16 protein-coding genes are annotated in these 17,735 nt (G+C 58.8%); 3 read left to right on the top strand and 13 right to left on the bottom strand.

What is annotated here, in order from left to right:
- Positions 1-362 precede the first annotated feature (362 nt).
- A complete protein-coding gene (rpsU, locus tag KGB14_RS14810; protein ID WP_002551877.1) occupies positions 363-578 on the bottom strand; it encodes a 30S ribosomal protein S21 in 216 nt (71 codons plus the stop codon).
- 199 nt (positions 579-777) lie between these two features.
- On the opposite strand from rpsU, the gene tsaD reads away from it, so the two are divergent.
- Positions 778-1,803, top strand: a complete 1,026-nt coding sequence (tsaD, locus tag KGB14_RS14805) for a tRNA (adenosine(37)-N6)-threonylcarbamoyltransferase complex transferase subunit TsaD (RefSeq protein WP_223487553.1) — start codon at positions 778-780, stop codon at positions 1,801-1,803.
- A 23-nt stretch (positions 1,804-1,826) separates the two neighbouring features.
- Here the strand turns inward: tsaD and plsY are convergent, their stop codons facing one another.
- Positions 1,827-2,396 carry a glycerol-3-phosphate 1-O-acyltransferase PlsY gene (gene plsY / locus KGB14_RS14800; RefSeq protein ID WP_223487552.1) on the bottom strand — a complete coding sequence of 190 codons (570 nt, stop codon included), beginning with the start codon at positions 2,394-2,396 and terminating at the stop codon, positions 1,827-1,829.
- Positions 2,397-2,470: 74 nt separating this feature from the next.
- Between plsY and folB the strand changes: the two genes are divergently transcribed.
- Positions 2,471-2,824: a dihydroneopterin aldolase gene (folB, locus tag KGB14_RS14795; RefSeq protein WP_223487551.1), complete on the top strand. Its 354-nt coding sequence runs from the start codon at positions 2,471-2,473 to the stop codon at positions 2,822-2,824.
- Positions 2,815-3,333 carry a 2-amino-4-hydroxy-6-hydroxymethyldihydropteridine diphosphokinase gene (gene folK / locus KGB14_RS14790; RefSeq protein ID WP_223487550.1) on the top strand — a complete coding sequence of 173 codons (519 nt, stop codon included), beginning with the start codon at positions 2,815-2,817 and terminating at the stop codon, positions 3,331-3,333. The genes folB and folK overlap by 10 nt, the downstream gene beginning before the upstream one ends.
- A gap of 88 nt (positions 3,334-3,421) precedes the next feature.
- Here folK and KGB14_RS14785 read toward each other — a convergent pair whose 3' ends face one another.
- The 11 genes from KGB14_RS14785 to KGB14_RS14735 form a co-directional block, all read right to left on the bottom strand.
- Positions 3,422-4,645: a multifunctional CCA addition/repair protein gene (locus KGB14_RS14785; protein WP_223487549.1), complete on the bottom strand. Its 1,224-nt coding sequence runs from the start codon at positions 4,643-4,645 to the stop codon at positions 3,422-3,424.
- 63 nt (positions 4,646-4,708) lie between these two features.
- The gene (locus KGB14_RS14780) at positions 4,709-6,271 is read right to left on the bottom strand and encodes a SpoVR family protein (protein ID WP_223487548.1); all 1,563 of its coding nucleotides are present in this window, start codon (positions 6,269-6,271) and stop codon (positions 4,709-4,711) included.
- Positions 6,268-7,539 (bottom strand): YeaH/YhbH family protein, encoded by a 1,272-nt coding sequence (locus tag KGB14_RS14775; protein WP_223487547.1) that lies wholly within the window; start codon positions 7,537-7,539, stop codon positions 6,268-6,270. The genes KGB14_RS14780 and KGB14_RS14775 overlap by 4 nt, the downstream gene beginning before the upstream one ends.
- Before the next feature lie 200 nt (positions 7,540-7,739).
- The gene (locus tag KGB14_RS14770) at positions 7,740-9,662 is read right to left on the bottom strand and encodes a PrkA family serine protein kinase (RefSeq protein ID WP_007904259.1); all 1,923 of its coding nucleotides are present in this window, start codon (positions 9,660-9,662) and stop codon (positions 7,740-7,742) included.
- Between the two features lie 297 nt (positions 9,663-9,959).
- On the bottom strand, positions 9,960-10,289 hold the full coding sequence (glpE, locus tag KGB14_RS14765) for a thiosulfate sulfurtransferase GlpE (protein ID WP_030130002.1): 330 nt from the start codon (positions 10,287-10,289) through the stop codon (positions 9,960-9,962).
- Between the two features lie 33 nt (positions 10,290-10,322).
- Positions 10,323-11,204 carry a symmetrical bis(5'-nucleosyl)-tetraphosphatase gene (locus tag KGB14_RS14760; RefSeq protein ID WP_223487546.1) on the bottom strand — a complete coding sequence of 294 codons (882 nt, stop codon included), beginning with the start codon at positions 11,202-11,204 and terminating at the stop codon, positions 10,323-10,325.
- Positions 11,204-11,584, bottom strand: coding sequence for a Co2+/Mg2+ efflux protein ApaG (gene apaG, locus KGB14_RS14755; protein WP_223487545.1), 381 nt, complete (start codon positions 11,582-11,584; stop codon positions 11,204-11,206). The genes KGB14_RS14760 and apaG overlap by 1 nt, the downstream gene beginning before the upstream one ends.
- A gap of 115 nt (positions 11,585-11,699) precedes the next feature.
- Positions 11,700-12,518, bottom strand: coding sequence for a 16S rRNA (adenine(1518)-N(6)/adenine(1519)-N(6))-dimethyltransferase RsmA (gene rsmA, locus KGB14_RS14750; RefSeq protein WP_223487544.1), 819 nt, complete (start codon positions 12,516-12,518; stop codon positions 11,700-11,702).
- Positions 12,515-13,504 (bottom strand): 4-hydroxythreonine-4-phosphate dehydrogenase PdxA, encoded by a 990-nt coding sequence (pdxA, locus tag KGB14_RS14745; RefSeq protein WP_223487543.1) that lies wholly within the window; start codon positions 13,502-13,504, stop codon positions 12,515-12,517. Before pdxA ends, rsmA begins: the two co-directional genes overlap by 4 nt.
- Positions 13,501-14,817 carry a peptidylprolyl isomerase SurA gene (surA, locus tag KGB14_RS14740; RefSeq protein WP_223487542.1) on the bottom strand — a complete coding sequence of 439 codons (1,317 nt, stop codon included), beginning with the start codon at positions 14,815-14,817 and terminating at the stop codon, positions 13,501-13,503. Before surA ends, pdxA begins: the two co-directional genes overlap by 4 nt.
- Positions 14,798-17,611, bottom strand: a complete 2,814-nt coding sequence (locus KGB14_RS14735) for an LPS-assembly protein LptD (protein WP_223487541.1) — start codon at positions 17,609-17,611, stop codon at positions 14,798-14,800. Before KGB14_RS14735 ends, surA begins: the two co-directional genes overlap by 20 nt.
- Positions 17,612-17,735: the final 124 nt, after the last annotated feature.

Below are 17,735 nucleotides of genomic sequence, written 5' to 3'. Positions count from 1 at the left end.
AAGTGTATCTGCCGAAAATCCACTGACGTTAGTACCAATCAGTAATCGACTATTTGAAAGTGTTTCGCTGAATCCGGCGACGGCCAGTCATTGGCCTCGGATAGCTCATAAGCGGGCACGCAAGAAGGTGCCTTGGGCTGATCGTCGTGAGAGGAATCAGTGGGTGTGCTCGTCAGTAGCCTTGGAAGGCTCGTCAGAAAAGACGTGCACCGCTGGCAAAAGAGCCAGGTCTGACGCTGTGAAGCAGGTTTGTCTCGGTCGCGTCTGCGGCTTTGACGGTGAAGCATCAAGCGTTGTCCGCAAATGCCATTAGCCCGGCTGAGGGCCGGGCTTGGCAGAAGCTTGCTACGATCGTCTGTGTATTAGTACAGACGAACGGCGCGGCGCTGTTCGCGCTGAACTTTCTTGGCGTGACGCTTAACAGCGGCTGCTGCTTTACGCTTACGCTCAGAAGTTGGCTTCTCGTAAAATTCGCGGCTACGAACTTCAGCCAGTACACCGGCTTTTTCGCAGGAGCGCTTGAAACGACGCAGAGCTACGTCGAAGGGTTCGTTCTCTTTTACTTTGACGGCTGGCATCCAGAGCTACCTTCATTCATTACCGGGGTCAACATCCTCGCGGCAAAAGAGCACTTGAAGACGTCGGTTTTTAAGGGTTGCGGATGTTAACCCCTCATCGCTCGGAATGCAAAGCCTCTGATCGAAAACCGCTGGTCGGGGCATCACGCGACGACTATTATGCGCGCCTTCGAATTCAGCCTCTACAAGGCGCAAACCCATGCTAGTACTGGGATTAGAAACCTCTTGCGACGAAACCGGTGTCGCGCTTTACGACAGTGAACGCGGGTTGTTGGCCGACGCACTGTTCAGTCAGATCGACCTGCATCGCGCCTATGGCGGCGTGGTGCCGGAGCTGGCTTCGCGTGATCACGTCAAGCGCATGCTGCCCTTGATCCGTCAGGTTCTGGCCGAGGCCGACTGTGTGCCGACCGAGATCGACGCCATCGCGTATACCGCCGGCCCCGGCCTGGTCGGGGCCTTGCTGGTGGGGGCTTCCTGCGCCCAGGCGCTGGCGTTTGCCTGGGGTATTCCGGCCTTGGGCGTGCACCACATGGAAGGTCACTTGCTGGCGCCGATGCTGGAGCCGCAACCACCGCAGTTCCCGTTCGTCGCTTTGTTGGTATCGGGTGGTCATACGCAGCTGGTTCAGGTCGACGGGATCGGTCATTACACGCTCCTGGGCGAGACGCTTGACGATGCTGCCGGCGAAGCGTTCGACAAGACCGCGAAAATGATGGGCCTCAATTATCCGGGAGGCCCGGAGATCGCTCGTCTGGCGGAGCAGGGCGTTGCAGGACGTTTCACTTTTCCGCGTCCGATGTGTGATCGTCCAGGCTTGGCTTTCAGCTTCAGCGGCCTGAAAACCTTTGCTCTGAACACCTGGCAGCAGAGCGTCAGCGCCGGGGACGACGGCGAGCAAGCCCGTTGCGACATCTCGCTGGCGTTCCAGCAGGCCGTGGTGGAGACTTTGACCATCAAGTGCAAGCGTGCCCTGAAACAAGCGGGCATGAAGCGTCTGGTGATCGCAGGAGGCGTCAGCGCCAACAAGGCGTTGCGGGCTTCACTGGAGAAAATGCTCGGCGACATGAAGGGCGATGTATTTTATGCCCGTCCGGAGTTCTGCACCGACAATGGCGCGATGATTGCGTTTGCTGGCTGCCAGCGCTTACAGGCTGGTCAGCATGAAAGCCTGGCGATCAGCGTGCAGGCGCGCTGGCCGATGGAGCAGTTGTCGGCCCTGTGATGAGCGGCGTTCACGAGCGGTATTTAAAAATGCCGTTCGCGCCCGGCAAACAGGTCGCGTAGATTGCCGCGATGGCGCCAGACGATCAGGCCCGTGAGCGCGCTCATGGGCAGCAGTGCCGCCGGTTCTTGCCAGGCAAGTAACGGCAAGGTCAGTGGTGTGGCAATCAGGGCGGCGAGTGAGCTGGTGCGGGTCAGGTAGAACGTCAGCGTCCAGGCGCAGACCGCCAGCAACGCGGCGGGGGGGTAGAGCCCCAGCAGCATGCCGGCCGCGGTGGCGACACCCTTGCCACCGCGAAAGCGGAAGAACAGCGGAAACAGGTGGCCGATGACGGCACAGACGCCGATCCAGGCCTGTTGCGGCAGCGAAAGGCCCGCTGCACCTGCGATCAACACTGGCAGCAGACCTTTGTTCAGGTCGCCGAGCAAGGTCAGGATGGCGAGTTTCTTGCCGGCCAGACGCAACATGTTGGTGGCACCGGCATTGCCCGAGCCACTCATTCGCGGATCGGGGTTACCGGTCAGGCGGCTGAGCAAAATGGCGAAGGACAGAGAGCCAAGCAGGTAGGCGAGGATCGCCAGTAACCAAAACATGCTAACTATTCCGGGCGAGGACGCCCTGATTCTAACGGCGCATTGCGCCCTTGTCGTGCAGCGGAGAGAAGTGCTTGGACAGAGTGTTTATCGAGGGCCTGGAAGTCGACACCGTGATTGGTGCCTACGACTGGGAACGAGGCATCCGACAGTGTCTGCGACTTGATCTGAGCTTCGCCTGGGACAACCGTCCGGCCGCCGCCGGTGATGACCTGACCCTGGCGCTCGATTACGCGAGCGTTTCGGCACGCATCCAGGCATTCGCCGAACAGGCGCAGTTCCAGCTGGTCGAGACCTTTGCCGAGCGTCTGGCAGAAGTGCTGATGAGTGAATTCAAGATCACCTGGATGCACCTCAAGCTGACCAAGCCAGGTGCGGTCCCGGCGGCCACGGGCGTGGGTGTGGAGATCGAGCGCGGATGTCGCTGACTCAGGTGTATCTCGGGCTCGGTAGCAATATCGAGCGCGAAGCCCATTTGCAGGCCGGCCTGGACGCCTTGGCGGGTTTCCTGGTGGATATGCACTGCTCGGCAGTGTTTGAAAGCCAGCCGGTGGGGATCAAGAGCGGGCCGTTTTTCAACTTTGTGGTCTCGGGCTTCACCGATCTGCCGCTGATGGAGCTGGATCGACGGCTGAAATTCATCGAAGCGGATAACGGCCGTTACGCGCCCGACCGCAAGGGGTTGCCGCTGGATATCGATGTGCTGCTGTTCGGCGATCTGGCAGGTAATTTCGATGGTTTGATCTTGCCGCGTGCAGAGATTCTGAAAAACGCCTTCGTGCTGTGGCCGTTGTCGCTGATTGCGCCGGATAGGGTGCATCCGGGCGTAGGCAAGAGCTTTGCGACCCTGTGGGCTGAGGCGCAGATCGATCAGGTGTTGGCGCCGGTGGCGTTTGAATGGCGCGGCCAGCAGTTGACCCCCTCCGATATGCTGTAAAACAAAAGATCGCAGCCTTCGGCAGCTCCTACAGAAGTTCACCATTTCTCTGTAGGAGCTGCCGAAGGCTGCGATCTTTTGCTCTTGCTTACGCTTGTTCTTTGTAAGCCTTCAACGCCTTGAGCCTCTCGCGCTTGATCGCCTCGCCCAGGTCCGGCCCCTTGAATCCCTTCTCCAGCAACGGCTGAACGGCAACACTTCGCGCCGCGGTTGCCGCGCCACGTAAATAATCCGCCTGTGGATAACTTCTTTGCTCCAGGCCTTTACGTCCCCGAGCGTCCATCTCGCAGGCTGCGATAAATTCCTCAAAGCGCTGAGGCCGACGATAGACGTCGAAACTCTGCAGCAACTCCTGCAAGGTTGACGGTTTCAGCTCCAGGGCGCGATGGCCGTGGGTGTGATACTCGCCCACCAGTAGCGCCAGTTCCTGACAATCCTTCGGTGCCTTGAAGCGTTCGTTGACTGCTTTGATCAGCTTCAGGCCTTTGTGTTCGTGAGCAATGTGGCGGGGCCATTCGTCCTTGGGTGTCAATCCTTTGCCCAGGTCGTGCAGCAGGCAGGCCCAACGCACGGTCAGCGGTTGTTTGTGCAGCGCCGCCTGCTCCAGCACGCTCAGGGTATGCACGCCCGTGTCGATTTCCGGGTGATGGGCTTCGGGTTGCGGCACGCCGAACAATGCGTCGACTTCCGGCATCAGCACTTTGAGCGCGCCGCACTCGCGTAACACCTCGATGAACACTTGTGGCTGATCTTCCATCAAGGCACGGGCGATTTCTTTCCAGCTGCGCTCGGCGGTCAACGCCTCCAATTCACCTGATTCGCTGAGGTGGCGCATCAACTCCAGCGTCTCGGGCGCGACGGTGAATCCCAGGCCTGCATAGCGCGCAGCGAAGCGGGCAACGCGCAGAACACGGAGCGGATCTTCGGCGAACGCGGGGGAAACGTGACGAAGCACGCGAGCCTCGAGATCCTGTTGGCCATGGTAGGGGTCGGTCAGGTTCTGCTGATCGTCTTCGGCCATGGCATTGATCGTCAGGTCGCGACGAATCAGATCTTCTTCGAGCGTGACCTCGGGGCTGGCGTGAAAGGTGAAGCCGCCATAGCCGCGCCCGCTTTTGCGCTCGGTGCGGGCGAGGGCGTATTCCTCACCGCTTTTTGGGTGAAGAAATACCGGGAAGTCCGCGCCCACCGGACGAAAGCCCTTGGCGAGCATTTCTTCAGTGGTGGCACCTACCACGACCCAGTCGATATCGGTGACAGGTTTGCCCAGCAGGCGATCGCGTACCGCACCGCCGACTTTATAGATCTGCATAAAAAACCTCCGTTAGCCCGACAGAATAACCTTTGCGTCGAACTTCCGGAGGCAGAAACAGGATCAAAGATGAATGACAGCCAGGTCCAGTCGACCGTAATCCCCTTCGCTATGTTCGCCTCTGGGCGGAACATGGTGGGTTTTCACTACCTGGTCTCCTTGCAGGGTTTCCAGGTGAATGTCGAAGCCCCAGAGCCGGTGCAGGTGTTTGAGCACTTCCTCGGTCGAGTCGCCCAGTGGTTTGCGGTCGTGTTGCTGGTGGCGCAAGGTCAGGGAGCGGTCGCCACGCCGATCGATGCTGTAGATCTGTATGTTGGGTTCGCGATTGCCCAGGTTGTATTGCGCCGCCAGGGTTTCGCGAATGGTTCGATAGCCGTCTTCGTCGTGTATCGCTGGAACCAGCAGATCATCTTTCTGATCGTCATCGAGGATGCTGAATAGCTTCAGGTCACGGATCACCTTGGGTGACAGGTACTGCAGGATGAAACTCTCATCCTTGAAGCTGCTCATGGCGAATTTGATACTGGACAGCCAGTCGGTGCCGGCGATTTCCGGGAACCAGCGGTAGTCCTCCTCGGTGGGTGCTTCACATATCCGCCGGATATCGCGATACATGGCAAAACCCAGGGTGTAGGGGTTGATTCCGCTGTAGTAGGGGCTGTCGAAGCCGGGTTGAAAGACCACGCTGGTATGGGACGTCAGGAATTCCATCATGAAGCCATCGGTGACCAGGCCTTCGTCGTACAGGTCATTCATCAGCGTGTAGTGCCAGAACGTGGCCCAGCCCTCGTTCATCACCTGGGTCTGGCGCTGTGGATAAAAATACTGCGCGATCTTGCGCACGATCCGTACGATTTCGCGCTGCCATGGCTCCAGCAGTGGGGCGTGTTTTTCGATGAAGTACAGGATGTTTTCCTGAGGTTCGGCAGGGAAGCGCGCGTTGTCCTTGTCGCTGTACTTGTCCGCGCCTTTTGGAATGGTTCGCCACAGATCATTGATTTGCTTCTGCAAATGCTCTTCCCGATCCTTCTGTCGACGACGTTCTTCTTCGGCGGAAATCGGATAAGGGCGTTTGTAACGGTCGACGCCGTAATTCATCAGCGCATGGCAGGAATCGAGCAAGTCTTCCACCGCGTCGATGCCGTGGCGTTCTTCGCACTGCATGATGTACTGCTTGGCGAACACCAGGTAATCGATGATCGAGCTGGCATCGGTCCAGGTGCGGAACAGGTAGTTGCCTTTGAAGAAGCTGTTATGGCCGTAGCAGGCGTGAGCCACCACCAAGGCCTGCATGCAGATGGTGTTTTCCTCCATCAGATAGGCGATGCAAGGGTCCGAGTTGATCACGATTTCGTAGGCCAGTCCCATCTGGCCGCGACTGTAGGATTTTTCGGTGCTGAGGAAGTGTTTGCCATAGGACCAATGGTGATAGCCCAAGGGCATGCCGACAGAGGCGTAGGCGTCCATCATCTGTTCGGCGGTGATCACTTCGATCTGGTTGGGGTACGTATCCAGCGCGTAGCGGGCCGCAAGGCGACTGATTTCGCGGTCGTAGGCCTGGATCAGCTCGAACGTCCATTCAGAGCCGGTGGAAATGGGTTGGCGCTTCTGCTCTTTGGCGGTCATGTCACTAACCTGCGCTGGAAGAGTTCACGGAAGACCGGGTAGATATCCCCGGCCGAGACCAGCTGTTGCTGGGCAAAAGTGTCAGAGAAGGCTTCGGCGATGCGTTCGTACTCGAACCACAGAGCCTGATGTTCGCGCGGGGTAATCTCAACATAAGTGTAGTACTGCACGAACGGCATGATCTGGTTGATCAGAATGTCGCGGCAGATCGGCGAGTCGTCGTTCCAGTTATCACCGTCGGACGCCTGGGCAGCGTAGATATTCCATTCGTTGCTCGGATAGCGCTCAGCCATGATCTCCTGCATCAGCTTCAAGGCGCTGGAGACGATGGTGCCGCCGGTTTCCCGGGAGTAGAAAAACTCTTCTTCATCCACTTCACGGGCACTGGTGTGGTGGCGGATGAACACGACGTCGATCTTGTCGTAGTTCCGCTTGAGGAACAGGTACAGCAGGATGAAGAAGCGTTTGGCGATGTCCTTGGTCGCCTGGGTCATGGAGCCGGACACGTCCATCAGGCAGAACATCACCGCTTTGGAGCTGGGGTTCGGCTGCTTGATGAGCAAGTTGTACTTGAGGTCGAAGGTGTCGAGAAATGGCACTCGATGAATGCGCGCACTGAGTTTCTCGATTTCGGCTTCGAGATCCTGGATATCGCCGAAGTTGTCCGGTTCTTCCCGTTTAAGTCGGGCCAGTTCTTCTTTGGCTTCACGCAGTTTTGCCCGGCTGCTGCCGGACAGGGCGATTCGTCGGGCATGGGCCGAACGCAGGGTACGGATAATGTTGATCCGCGACGGGTTGCCCTCGTTGCTGATGCCCGCGCGTACGGTCTTGAAGGTATCGGTGCCGGTCAGGTTGCGCTTGACCAGGTTCGGCAGTTCAAGGTCCTCGAACATGAATTCGAGGAATTCCTCCTGGGTGATCTGGAAGACGAACTCGTCCATCCCTTCACCCGAGTTGCCAGCCCTGCCGGGGCCCCTGCCGCCGCCACCTCCGGGTGGGCGGGCGATATGCTCGCCGCTGGTGAACTCCTTGTTGCCCGGGTGCACGACGGTCTGCTTGCCGCCGCGGCCATGGTGAAGCACCGGCTCGTCGATGTCGCGGCCGGGAATACTGATTTGCTCGCCGTGTTCCATGTCGGTAATGGAGCGCCGGCTGACCGCCTCCTCGACAGCCTTTTTGATGTGATCACGGTAGCGCCGCAGAAACCGCTGGCGGTTTACCGTGCTCTTGTTCTTGCCATTGAGACGTCGGTCGATCACATAGCTCATGACTGCTCCTTAGAAGCTGTCCTGAAAGGGGCGGGCGTTAACGCAGCTAAGCCAGAGCCTGGGGTGTTCACGCTCCCCCAAGCGCTTGGGTTGCTGCCTGAACCTCGCTACCGCATTTTCGGACACCTCCAGAGGCCTGTGTAACAGAAAAAACGTAAACAGGCCTCGGGCTAACGACAACCGGTCTGACCGGCAGCGGGTTACTGTGATTTTCTGACCCGCAGGTACCACTCGGACAGCAGTCGTACCTGTTTGTCGGTGTAGCCCCGCTCGACCATCCGTGTGACGAAGTCGTTGTGCTTCTGCTGGTCCTCTTTGCTGGCCTTGGCGTTGAAGCTGATGACCGGCAGCAGGTCCTCGGTGTTGGAGAACATTTTCTTCTCGATGACCACCCGCAGTTTTTCGTAGCTGAGCCAGGTTGGGTTCTTGCCGTTGTTGTTGGCTCGGGCGCGCAGTACGAAGTTGACGATTTCGTTGCGGAAATCCTTCGGATTGCTGATGCCGGCCGGTTTTTCGATTTTCTCCAGTTCTTCGTTCAGGGCTACGCGGTTAAGGATCTCGCCGGTTTCCGGATCGCGGTATTCCTGATCCTGAATCCAGAAGTCGGCGTACAGCACGTAGCGATCGAAGATGTTCTGACCGTACTCGCTGTAAGACTCGAGGTAGGCAGTCTGGATCTCCTTGCCGATGAATTCGATATAACGCGGCGCCAGGTATTCTTTCAGGAAGCGCAGATAGCGTTCGCGGGTCTCGGCCTGGAACTGTTCCTGTTCGATCTGTTGTTCCAGCACGTAGAGCAGATGCACCGGGTTGGCGGCGATTTCGTGTGGATCGAAGTTGAAGACCTTCGACAGAATCTTGAAGGCGAAGCGGGTCGACAGACCATTCATGCCTTCGTCGACACCCGCCGCGTCCCGGTATTCCTGGATCGACTTGGCCTTCGGATCGGTGTCCTTGAGGTTTTCGCCGTCATACACGCGCATCTTGGAGTAGATGTTGGAGTTCTCCGGCTCCTTGAGGCGCGAGAGTACGGTGAACTGCGCAAGCATCTTCAGGGTGTCGGGCGCGCAATGAGCCTTGGCCAGCGAGCTGTTGAACAGAAGCTTGTCGTAGATCTTCACCTCGTCGCTGACGCGCAGGCAATACGGCACTTTGACGATGTAGATCCGGTCGATGAATGCTTCGTTGTTCTTGTTGTTACGGAAGGTGTGCCACTCCGATTCGTTGGAGTGGGCCAGCAGAATCCCGGTAAACGGAATCGCCCCAAGACCTTCGGTACTGTTGTAGTTGCCTTCCTGGGTGGCCGTCAGCAATGGGTGCAGCACCTTGATCGGTGCCTTGAACATTTCGACGAACTCCATCAGGCCCTGGTTGGCCCGGCACAGCGCACCCGAGTAGCTGTAGGCATCGGCGTCGTTCTGCGGGAATTCTTCCAGTTTGCGAATATCGACCTTGCCCACCAGTGCCGAGATGTCCTGGTTGTTTTCATCTCCCGGCTCGGTTTTCGCGACCGCAATCTGGTTGAGGATCGATGGATAGAGTTTCACCACGCGGAACTGGCTGATGTCGCCGCCGAATTCGGCCAGGCGCTTGGTGGCCCATGGCGACATGATGGTATTGAGATAGCGCCGTGGGATGCCGAAGTCTTCCTCGAGGATCGCGCCATCTTCAGTGGCGTTGAACAGACCCAGAGGCGACTCGAAAACCGGAGAGCCCTTGATTGCGTAGAAGGGCACTTTCTCGATCAGTTGTTTGAGCTTTTCGGCCAGCGACGACTTACCGCCACCGACAGGGCCGAGCAGGTAGAGGATCTGTTTCTTTTCTTCCAGACCCTGAGCGGCATGGCGGAAATACGACACGATCTGGTCGATGCATTCTTCCATCCCGTGGAAGTCTTCAAAGGCCGGATAGCGACGGATCACCTTGTTGGAAAAGATTCGCGACAGCCTCGAGTTGGTCGAGGTGTCGAGCAGCTCCGGTTCACCGATGGCCAGCAGAAGACGCTCAGCTGCGGAAACGTAGGCGCTGCGGTCCTTTTTGCACAGCTCCAGGTACTCCTGCAGAGAGAGTTCTTCCTGGCGCGTGGACTCGAAGCGTTGTTGGAAGTGGCTAAAGATACTCATGACGTCACCTCGCTCGATACGTGGAGCCGACGCCGGATCAGTCAGTCGATGCTGGCAAGCAACTGAATATGCAGTTGCTGTTTACCCCCCAGAACACCTCCAGGGTATCAACCCTGAAAGCTACTCCCGATGACCCGCGCGCCGGTGTACCGGCTCTCCCCTGTTTTGGATGGCCTGCGCTTAAGGATAGTTCGGAATCTTGAAGGTAAAGGCGCAATAAGTAATTAGTTGTGGCAGACCGTTCGTCTGCCAGCGCGCAAGCCCAAGGGGGCCGGGCCTTGCGCGCTTTGAAAAAAATTATTCGGAAGTGCCTTGCGCCGTTTCCGAAGGATAGGTCGTACGCCACAACTCAAAACCGCCGTCCATGCTGTAGACGTCGGAGAAGCCCTGACTGATCAGATAGGCCGCCGCGCCCTGACTGGAATTGCCGTGATAGCAGACCACGACGGTTGGCGCGTCCAGATCAGCGCCCTGGATGAAGGCGTGCAGGGAATGGTTGTCCAGATGCTTCGAGCCGGCGATGTGCAGCGCGGCAAAAGTTGCCGGGTCACGGACATCGACCACTACCGCGCCTTGTTCGCGCAGGGCCTGGGCCTGTTCTGGGGGGATACGTTTGAATTCGCTCATGGCGGGCTCCTGTGGCTCGGCTGAAAGCGCAGTCTAGCGCGGGGCGCTGGCTGACGTTGGTTCGGGAATGGGCGTGGCGACTGGCGGCCGAATGTTGCCATGGGCGTCGCATTTGCATTGCAGCTGCTCGAAGGTGTCGACGTTCATCAGGGTCATGGCGCCGCCCCAGACACAACCGGTATCGAGCGCAAACAGGCCTGGCTCGTTGCACTGGCCTTCGAGCGCTGCCCAATGGCCGAAGATGATCTTCAGGCCTCTGGCCTTGCGCTCCTTGTGTGTAAACCACGGCGCATAACCCGGTGGCGCGGTGTCGATGCCTTCCTTGCCTTTTAGATCGAGTTTGCCGTCGCTGGTGCAGAAACGCATCCGGGTGAAATAGTTGGTGATCACTCGCAGGCGGGCCGCGCCTTTGAGGTCGTTGTTCCATTTCACCGGTTCGTTGCCGTACATGCCGTCCAGGTAAGGGGCGAAGCGGTTGTCGTCACGCAGGGCTTCTTCGACTTCGGCGGCGCACTTCAAGGCTTTACGCAGCGACCATTGTGGCGGGATGCCGGCATGGACCAGAGCGATATCGCGCTGTTCGTCGTAATGCATGAGCTTTTGTTGCCGAACCCACTCCAGCAGATCACCGCAATCGGGTGCTTCAAGAATCTCGCGCAGCGTGTCGGCCTTCTTCAGGCGTTCGATGTTTTGCCCGACGGCCAGCAAGTGCAGGTCATGGTTGCCGAGTACGCAGATCAGCGATTCGCGGATGCTATAGAGGAAGCGCAAGGTTTCCAGCGACTGTGGACCCCGGTTGACCAGATCGCCCACCAGCCATAAGCGGTCGCGGGCCGGGTCGAAAGCGACCTGCTTGAGCAGGCATTGCAGCGGCTCAAGGCAACCTTGCAAATCGCCAACGGCATACGTCGCCATCAGTGCAGGGCTCCGGGTACTGCCAGACGAAACGGAGCGATGACGGCATCGAAGTGTTTACCGTCATCGGCAAGCATCTGGTAGGTGCCCTGCATCGTACCGACCTTGGACGTCATGACGGTGCCGCTGCTGTAAGTGTGGCTCTTGCCCACGTCGATCAACGGCTGCTGGCCGACGACGCCTGCGCCGCGAACCTCCTCGACATGTCCGTCGCCGTCGGTGATCACCCAGTGCCGTGAAAGCAGTTTGGCCGGTAGCTCGCCATTGTTCTGCACGGTGATGGTGTAGGCGAAGGCAAAGCGATTGTGCTCGGGTTGCGATTGTTCTGCCAGATAGCGGGTGACGACGCTGACGTCGACCTGATAACGAGGATCGGACATGCAAAAGGCCTTAAAAACGAAGCGGGACGCGGGGCGTAACTGATGGATCTCAGTCTAGGCCAAGTATCGGGTAGTAGACCAGAGTGGCGTCCTACCCGATAGCGCTCATCGCCTGTCAGTCGGTGGCAGGCTTTTGTAGGACTTGTTCGCTGAGCTTGTCGGCCAGGCGCACGAAGGCGGCCAGGTCGAGCTGCTCGGGGCGCAGGCTGCCATCGACGCCGGCGGCTTCGATTTCGGCGTTGCTCAGCAACAGTTTCAGCGTGTTGCGCAGGGTCTTGCGGCGCTGGTTGAAGGCTTCGCGCACGACGCGCTCCAGCAGCTTGTGATCTTTGGCTGGATGCGGGAGTACCGCGTGAGGCACCAGACGCACGATGGCCGAATCGACTTTCGGCGGCGGATTGAACGCCCCCGGGCCAACGTTGAACAGATGCTCGACCCGGCAGTGGTACTGAACCATGATCGACAGGCGACCCCAGTCACCGCCGCCAGGCCCGGCCGCCAGACGCTCGACCACTTCCTTTTGCAGCATGAAGTGCATGTCGCGAATCAGGTTGGCGTTGTGCAACAGGTGAAAGATCAGCGGCGTAGAGATGTTGTACGGCAGGTTGCCGACGACTCGCAGGCTGTTCGGCGCAGCGTTCAGACTATTGAAGTCGAACTTCAGCGCGTCGCCCTGATGCAGGTTGAAATTGCTCTTGCCGGCGAACTGCTGGTTGAGGATCGGGATCAGGTCCTTGTCCAGCTCCACCACGTCCAGTTGGGCGCCGCTGTTGAGCAGGCCTTGGGTCAATGCACCCTGGCCCGGACCGATTTCCAGCAGGCGGTCTTCGGGTTTAGCGTGAATGGAGCGCAGGATGCGGTCGATAACGCCGGCATCGTGCAGGAAGTTCTGGCCAAAGCGTTTGCGCGCCTTGTGTTGGTAATGCTCGGTCATAAACGGGTCTCGGCCATCTGGTAGGCGGTTTCCAGGGCGACTTGCAGGCTGCCGGTGTCGATTTTTCCGCTGCCGGCCAGGTCCAGGGCAGTGCCGTGGTCGACCGATGTGCGGATGATCGGCAAGCCGAGGGTCACGTTGACTGCCGCGCCGAAGCCTTTGTACTTCAGCACGGGCAGGCCCTGGTCGTGGTACATCGCCAGCACCGCGTCGCAGTGCTCCAGATATTTGGGGGTAAACAGAGTGTCGGCGGGCAGGGGACCACGAAGGTCCATGCCCTCGCCGCGCAGGCGCTCTAATGTGGGTTCGATAATGTCGATTTCTTCATGGCCCAGGTGGCCGCCTTCACCGGCATGCGGGTTCAGCCCGCAAACCAGGATGCGTGGCTGGGCGATGCCGAATTTTTCTTGCAGGTCGGTGTGCAGAATTCGCGTGACTCGTTCCAGGCGCTCCGGGGTGATCGCATCGGCGATCTCGCGAAGGGGCAGGTGAGTGGTGACCAGCGCCACGCGCAAACCGCGGGTCGCGAGCATCATCACCACTTGCGCGGTATGAGTCAGGTCAGCGAGAAACTCCGTGTGCCCGGAAAAAGCGATCCCGGATTCATTGATCACGCCCTTGTGTACGGGGGCGGTGATCATGCCGGCGAAGTGCCCGTCCAGGCAGCCCTGGCCAGCACGGGTCAGGGTTTCCAGAACGAAAGCCGCATTGGCCTTGTCCAGTTGCCCGGCGATGACCTTGGCGTTGAGTGGCGTATCCCAGACGTACAGGCTGTTGGCCGGCGCAGGAACGTCCGGCCAGTTGTCCGGCGCTACCGGCAACAGATCGACAACCACGCCCAGCTGCGCGGCCCGCTCGATGAGCAGGTCGCGGCTGGTAATGGCAATCAGGGGGTGTGGCTGGGCTTGCGAGGCGAGCAGCAGGCACAGGTCAGGACCTATGCCGGCCGGTTCGCCGGGGGTCAACGCGAAACGCTTGGGTTTCACTGCGTTGCCTGGTCTGCACCAGGGAGTTTGATTTCTACGTACGCTTCGTCACGGATCTGACGCAGCCAGGTTTGCAGCTCTTCGTCGTATTTGCGGTTACGCAGTACGGTCATCGCTTGCTGCTCACGGGCCTGGGTGGTGCTGTCGGTGGCGCGACGGCCAAGGACTTCCAGAACGTGCCAGCCATATTGGGTCTTGAACGGCTTGGACAGCTGACCTTGTGGGGTCTTGGCCATCACTTCGCGGAATTCAGGCACCAGTGCATTCGGATCGATCCAGTTCAGATCGCCACCGTTGAGGGCGGAACCCGGATCTTCCGAGAAGCTTTTTGCCAGCTCGCCGAAATCTTCGCCCGCTTCGATACGGGAGTAGAGCGATTGAGCCAGGGCTTTGGTTTTTTCTTCGTCGCGGATCGGGCTTGGTTTGACCAGGATGTGACGCACATGCACCTCATCACGCACCTGGCTCTCGCCGCCACGCTTGTCGAGGATCTTCAGGATGATGAAGCCCCCCGGAGTGCGCATGGGCTGGGTCACATCGCCAACGGCCATGGTGCCCAGCAGGCGATCGAACGGAGGTGGCAGTTGAGCGGCTTTACGCCAGCCCATGTCGCCGCCTTCCAGTGCGGTTTCGCTGGCGGATTTGGCGATTGCCAACTGACCGAAGTCAGCGCCTTGCTTGAGCTGCTGGTAAACCGCGTCCGCTTGCTTGGCTGCATTCTGAATCGCGTCGGAGTTGGCGCTTTCCGGCGTAGGAATCAGGATGTTGGCCAGACGGAATTCTTGGGACAGCTGCATTTTGCCCAGGTCGGAAGCCAGGAAGTTCTTCACTTCTTGCTCGGACACCTGGATGCGTTCGGCCACACGACGCTGACGCACACGGCTGATGATCATTTCGCGACGAATCTGGTCACGGGCGTCGTCATAAGACAGACCGTCGTGAGCCAGGGCGGCGCGGAATTGTTCAATCGACATGTTATTGCGCTGGGCAATGGTGCCGACAGCCTGGTTCAGCTCTTCATCGGTGATACGAATGCCGGAACGCTCGCCGATCTGCAATTGCAGGTTTTCGACGATCAGGCGCTCGAGCACCTGCTGATCCAGTACGCCCGTAGGCGGTACGGCAGCACCGCGTTTGGCGATGGTTTGCTGAACTTCGTGAACACGCTGGTCCAGTTGGCTTTGCATGACCACGTCGTTGTCGACAATGGCCACCACTTTATCGATGGACTGTACCGCGGCGTTGGCCGCGGTACCCAGGAACAGCGCGCCCAGCATGAGCGGGCGCAGACAATCAGAAAGCTTGGTCTTCACGTTCACGATAACCTTGGATGCCTTTGTCGAGGAAGCTCTCTACTTTGGCGCCGGTGAGGCCGCCGAGACCTTTCAGAACGATTTGTAGGAAGACGCCGTGGTCGCCTTTTTCGTTTTGCGGAGCTTCCTGACTGAATTCGTCATAGGAAACCCAGTAACGGTTGATCAGGCGCAATTTCCAGCAGCAGTTGTCGTATTCGAAACCACCGAAGGCTTCCAGAGTACGGTTGCGGTTGTAGTCATACTGCCAGCGGCTGATGGCGTTCCATTGCGGCACGATCGGCCACATCACCGAGAAGTCGTGCTGCTTGATCTTGTAGTAGTCCTTCACGTAGCCAGGTTGGCCCGGGGTGCCATAGTCACCGCCGCCCACCGACCATTGACCGGTGTTCTGGTCATAACGGACCTGGTCATTGCGATAGCGATAACCGGCGTTGATGATCTTGTTCGGGTTGTCTTCAGGCTGGTAGTGGAACATCGCGCTGCCCGAGCGAGGGCTGCGGCTGTCCGGGTCCCAGTTGTAGTCGGCCGTGGTGCGCCAGTCGCGGTTCCAGCGGTATTCGTATTCCAGTGCATACGGCGAGACGTTGGCTTGAGCATCGGCGCGGGTTTTCGCATCGATACCTGGCAACTGGACTTCGCGGTCCTTGAAATACAAAGCCTGGCCGACGCTGATGCGTTGACGTTCGAAGCCATTGTCTTCGATCCAGCGGTTGGTGATGCCCAGCGACAGTTTGTTCTCGTCGCCGACACGGTCGGAGCCGGAGAAGCGGTTGTCGCGGAACAGCGACGCGTAATTGAAGGTGTATTCGCCGGTGTCGAATACCGGAATATCCTTCTGGTCTTCCTCAGGTACATAGAGGTAGAACAGGCGCGGCTCGAGGGTCTGGCGATAATTCTTGCCGAACCATTGAGTGTTGCGATCGAAGTACAGGCCGCTGTCGATGCTCGCGATCGGCACGCCACGGTTCTGGTTGCTGCCGAAATGACCATTGATGTTTTCAGTCCCGGCTGCAGCTGCGGCTTGATCCTGGGCCGCTATCTGGCTTTTTCCGGTGCCATCCAGATCCAGTTGGTACTGGGTGTACTGATACTTGAGCGAAGGCTTCAGGAAGCCATAGGTCCAGTTCAACGGCAGGCTGACAGCCGGTTTGAGATTCAAGCGGTCGCCGTTGGCACGTGCCAGGCCGGTCACGTTGTTATCAAGGCGCGATGCGACAGTGCCGTCTTCATTCACGAAGTTGCCGTTCTTCAAATCACGGTCAAACCGCACGACCTCGGTCTCGTAATCGAAATTCAGACCTTCCGGATGATAAGGCAGCTGTCCATTGAAGGTGATCTGCGGCAAACGATCGTACGGCGTAATGTTCGAAACGGTTGCCAGCTGATAAGCCTGGGCATTCACACGAGCGGTATAGCTGTCGCCACGATAGGTGACAGAACCCTGCTGGTTCACGTAATCGGCGCTTTTCACCCCGATTTGATCGGTCTGCAGATCCTGGAAGTAATACGGATCGCTGATCTTGGTGTAGTCGACCTGCGTGAAGACGCGCGAGTCGAGACCACCCTTGTGCTGCCAGTTATACATGTAGCGATTTTTTTGGTAGTCGGTCTGACCACTGCGATCGGTGTCTTCGTCGTTGAGGTACGCGGCGCCGAACTGACCTTCGCTGGATTTGGTCAGGTAGCGGAACTCGCCTTCCATCAACAGCCCGTGCTTGCTCATGTAGCGCGGGTACAACGTGGCATCGTAGTTCGGTGCCAGGTTGAAGTAGTACGGAGTGACCAGCATGAAGCCGGTATCGCTGCCGGTGCCGATGGTCGGCGGCAGGAAGCCCGACTGGCGACGGTCGTCGATCGGGAAATAGATGTACGGCGTGTACAGAACCGGAATGTCCTTGACCCGCAGCGTCACGTTGGTCGCGGTACCGAAACCGGTCGCCGGGTTCAAGGTGATGTTGTTGCCCTTGAGCTGCCAGGCGTTGCTGTTCGGTTCGCACGTGGTGTACGTACCATCCTTGAGGCGGATGATCGCGTTCTCGGCACGTTTGGCGTACAGCGCGTTACCGCGGATACGGGATTTGTGCATCACGTATTCGGCGTTGTCGACCTTGGCTTCACCCGTGTCGAGTTGCACGTCGGCGTGGTCGCCCACGATCAGTGCGCCGTTGTCGCGAACACGGACATTGCCGCTCAGTTCGCCACGGCTCTCGGCCTGGTAGAGGTTCGCTTCGTCAGCTTCGACCTGCATGCTGCCTTGACGCATGACCACGTCACCCGCCAGGGTCGCGACCTGCTCATCCTGCTTGTAGCGAGAGGCTTTGGCGCCGAGGAAGGTCGGAGCGTCACTTTTATTCGTCTTGTCATTCATGCCAGGACGAATCGGTTCGATATAGGAACCAGAGCAGTAAGGACCGGTTTCGGCCAATTGCGCTGCAGTGAGGTTCTCGCGCGGAACCCAGTCGAGGTGGCTGTAGTCTGCACTACGCGACTTCAGGCCGCGGCCCTTGGCCTCGGTAACCAGCACGGGCTTGGCGCCGGTATCTTCGCTGGAGCCAGGCTCCGACGGGGTTTCGCCAGTGGCGGAAACTGCGCTGCCGTCATGGACGGGACGTGGTGGCAATGCAGCTGCCGGCGTCTTTGGCGCACAGTTCCAGGCACCCGAAGCAGAGACTGAGCAGTCATACTGTTCCGCGGCGACCACGAACGACGTGGCCAGGGGTTGCAGGGCCAGCAGACTGCCGGTGACCAACAACGGAAATTTTTTACGAAACGCGGGGGATTTCAATGCCATCTTATTAGTCCGGGCTTCCTGCGTGCCATCTGCCCGCGGTGTGGGCCGCACGCCTCTCGATGGTCTGAAAAAGATGCTGGATAATAAAGCATGACCCGCTTGACGGCTAGCGCCGTCGGAGACC

It is taken from the genome of Pseudomonas sp. A-RE-19 (assembly GCF_019956555.1).
GTDB lineage: Bacteria > Pseudomonadota > Gammaproteobacteria > Pseudomonadales > Pseudomonadaceae > Aquipseudomonas.
The sequence above is the reverse complement of the archived record's forward strand: the minus strand, read 5'-3'. Positions and strand labels throughout refer to the sequence as shown.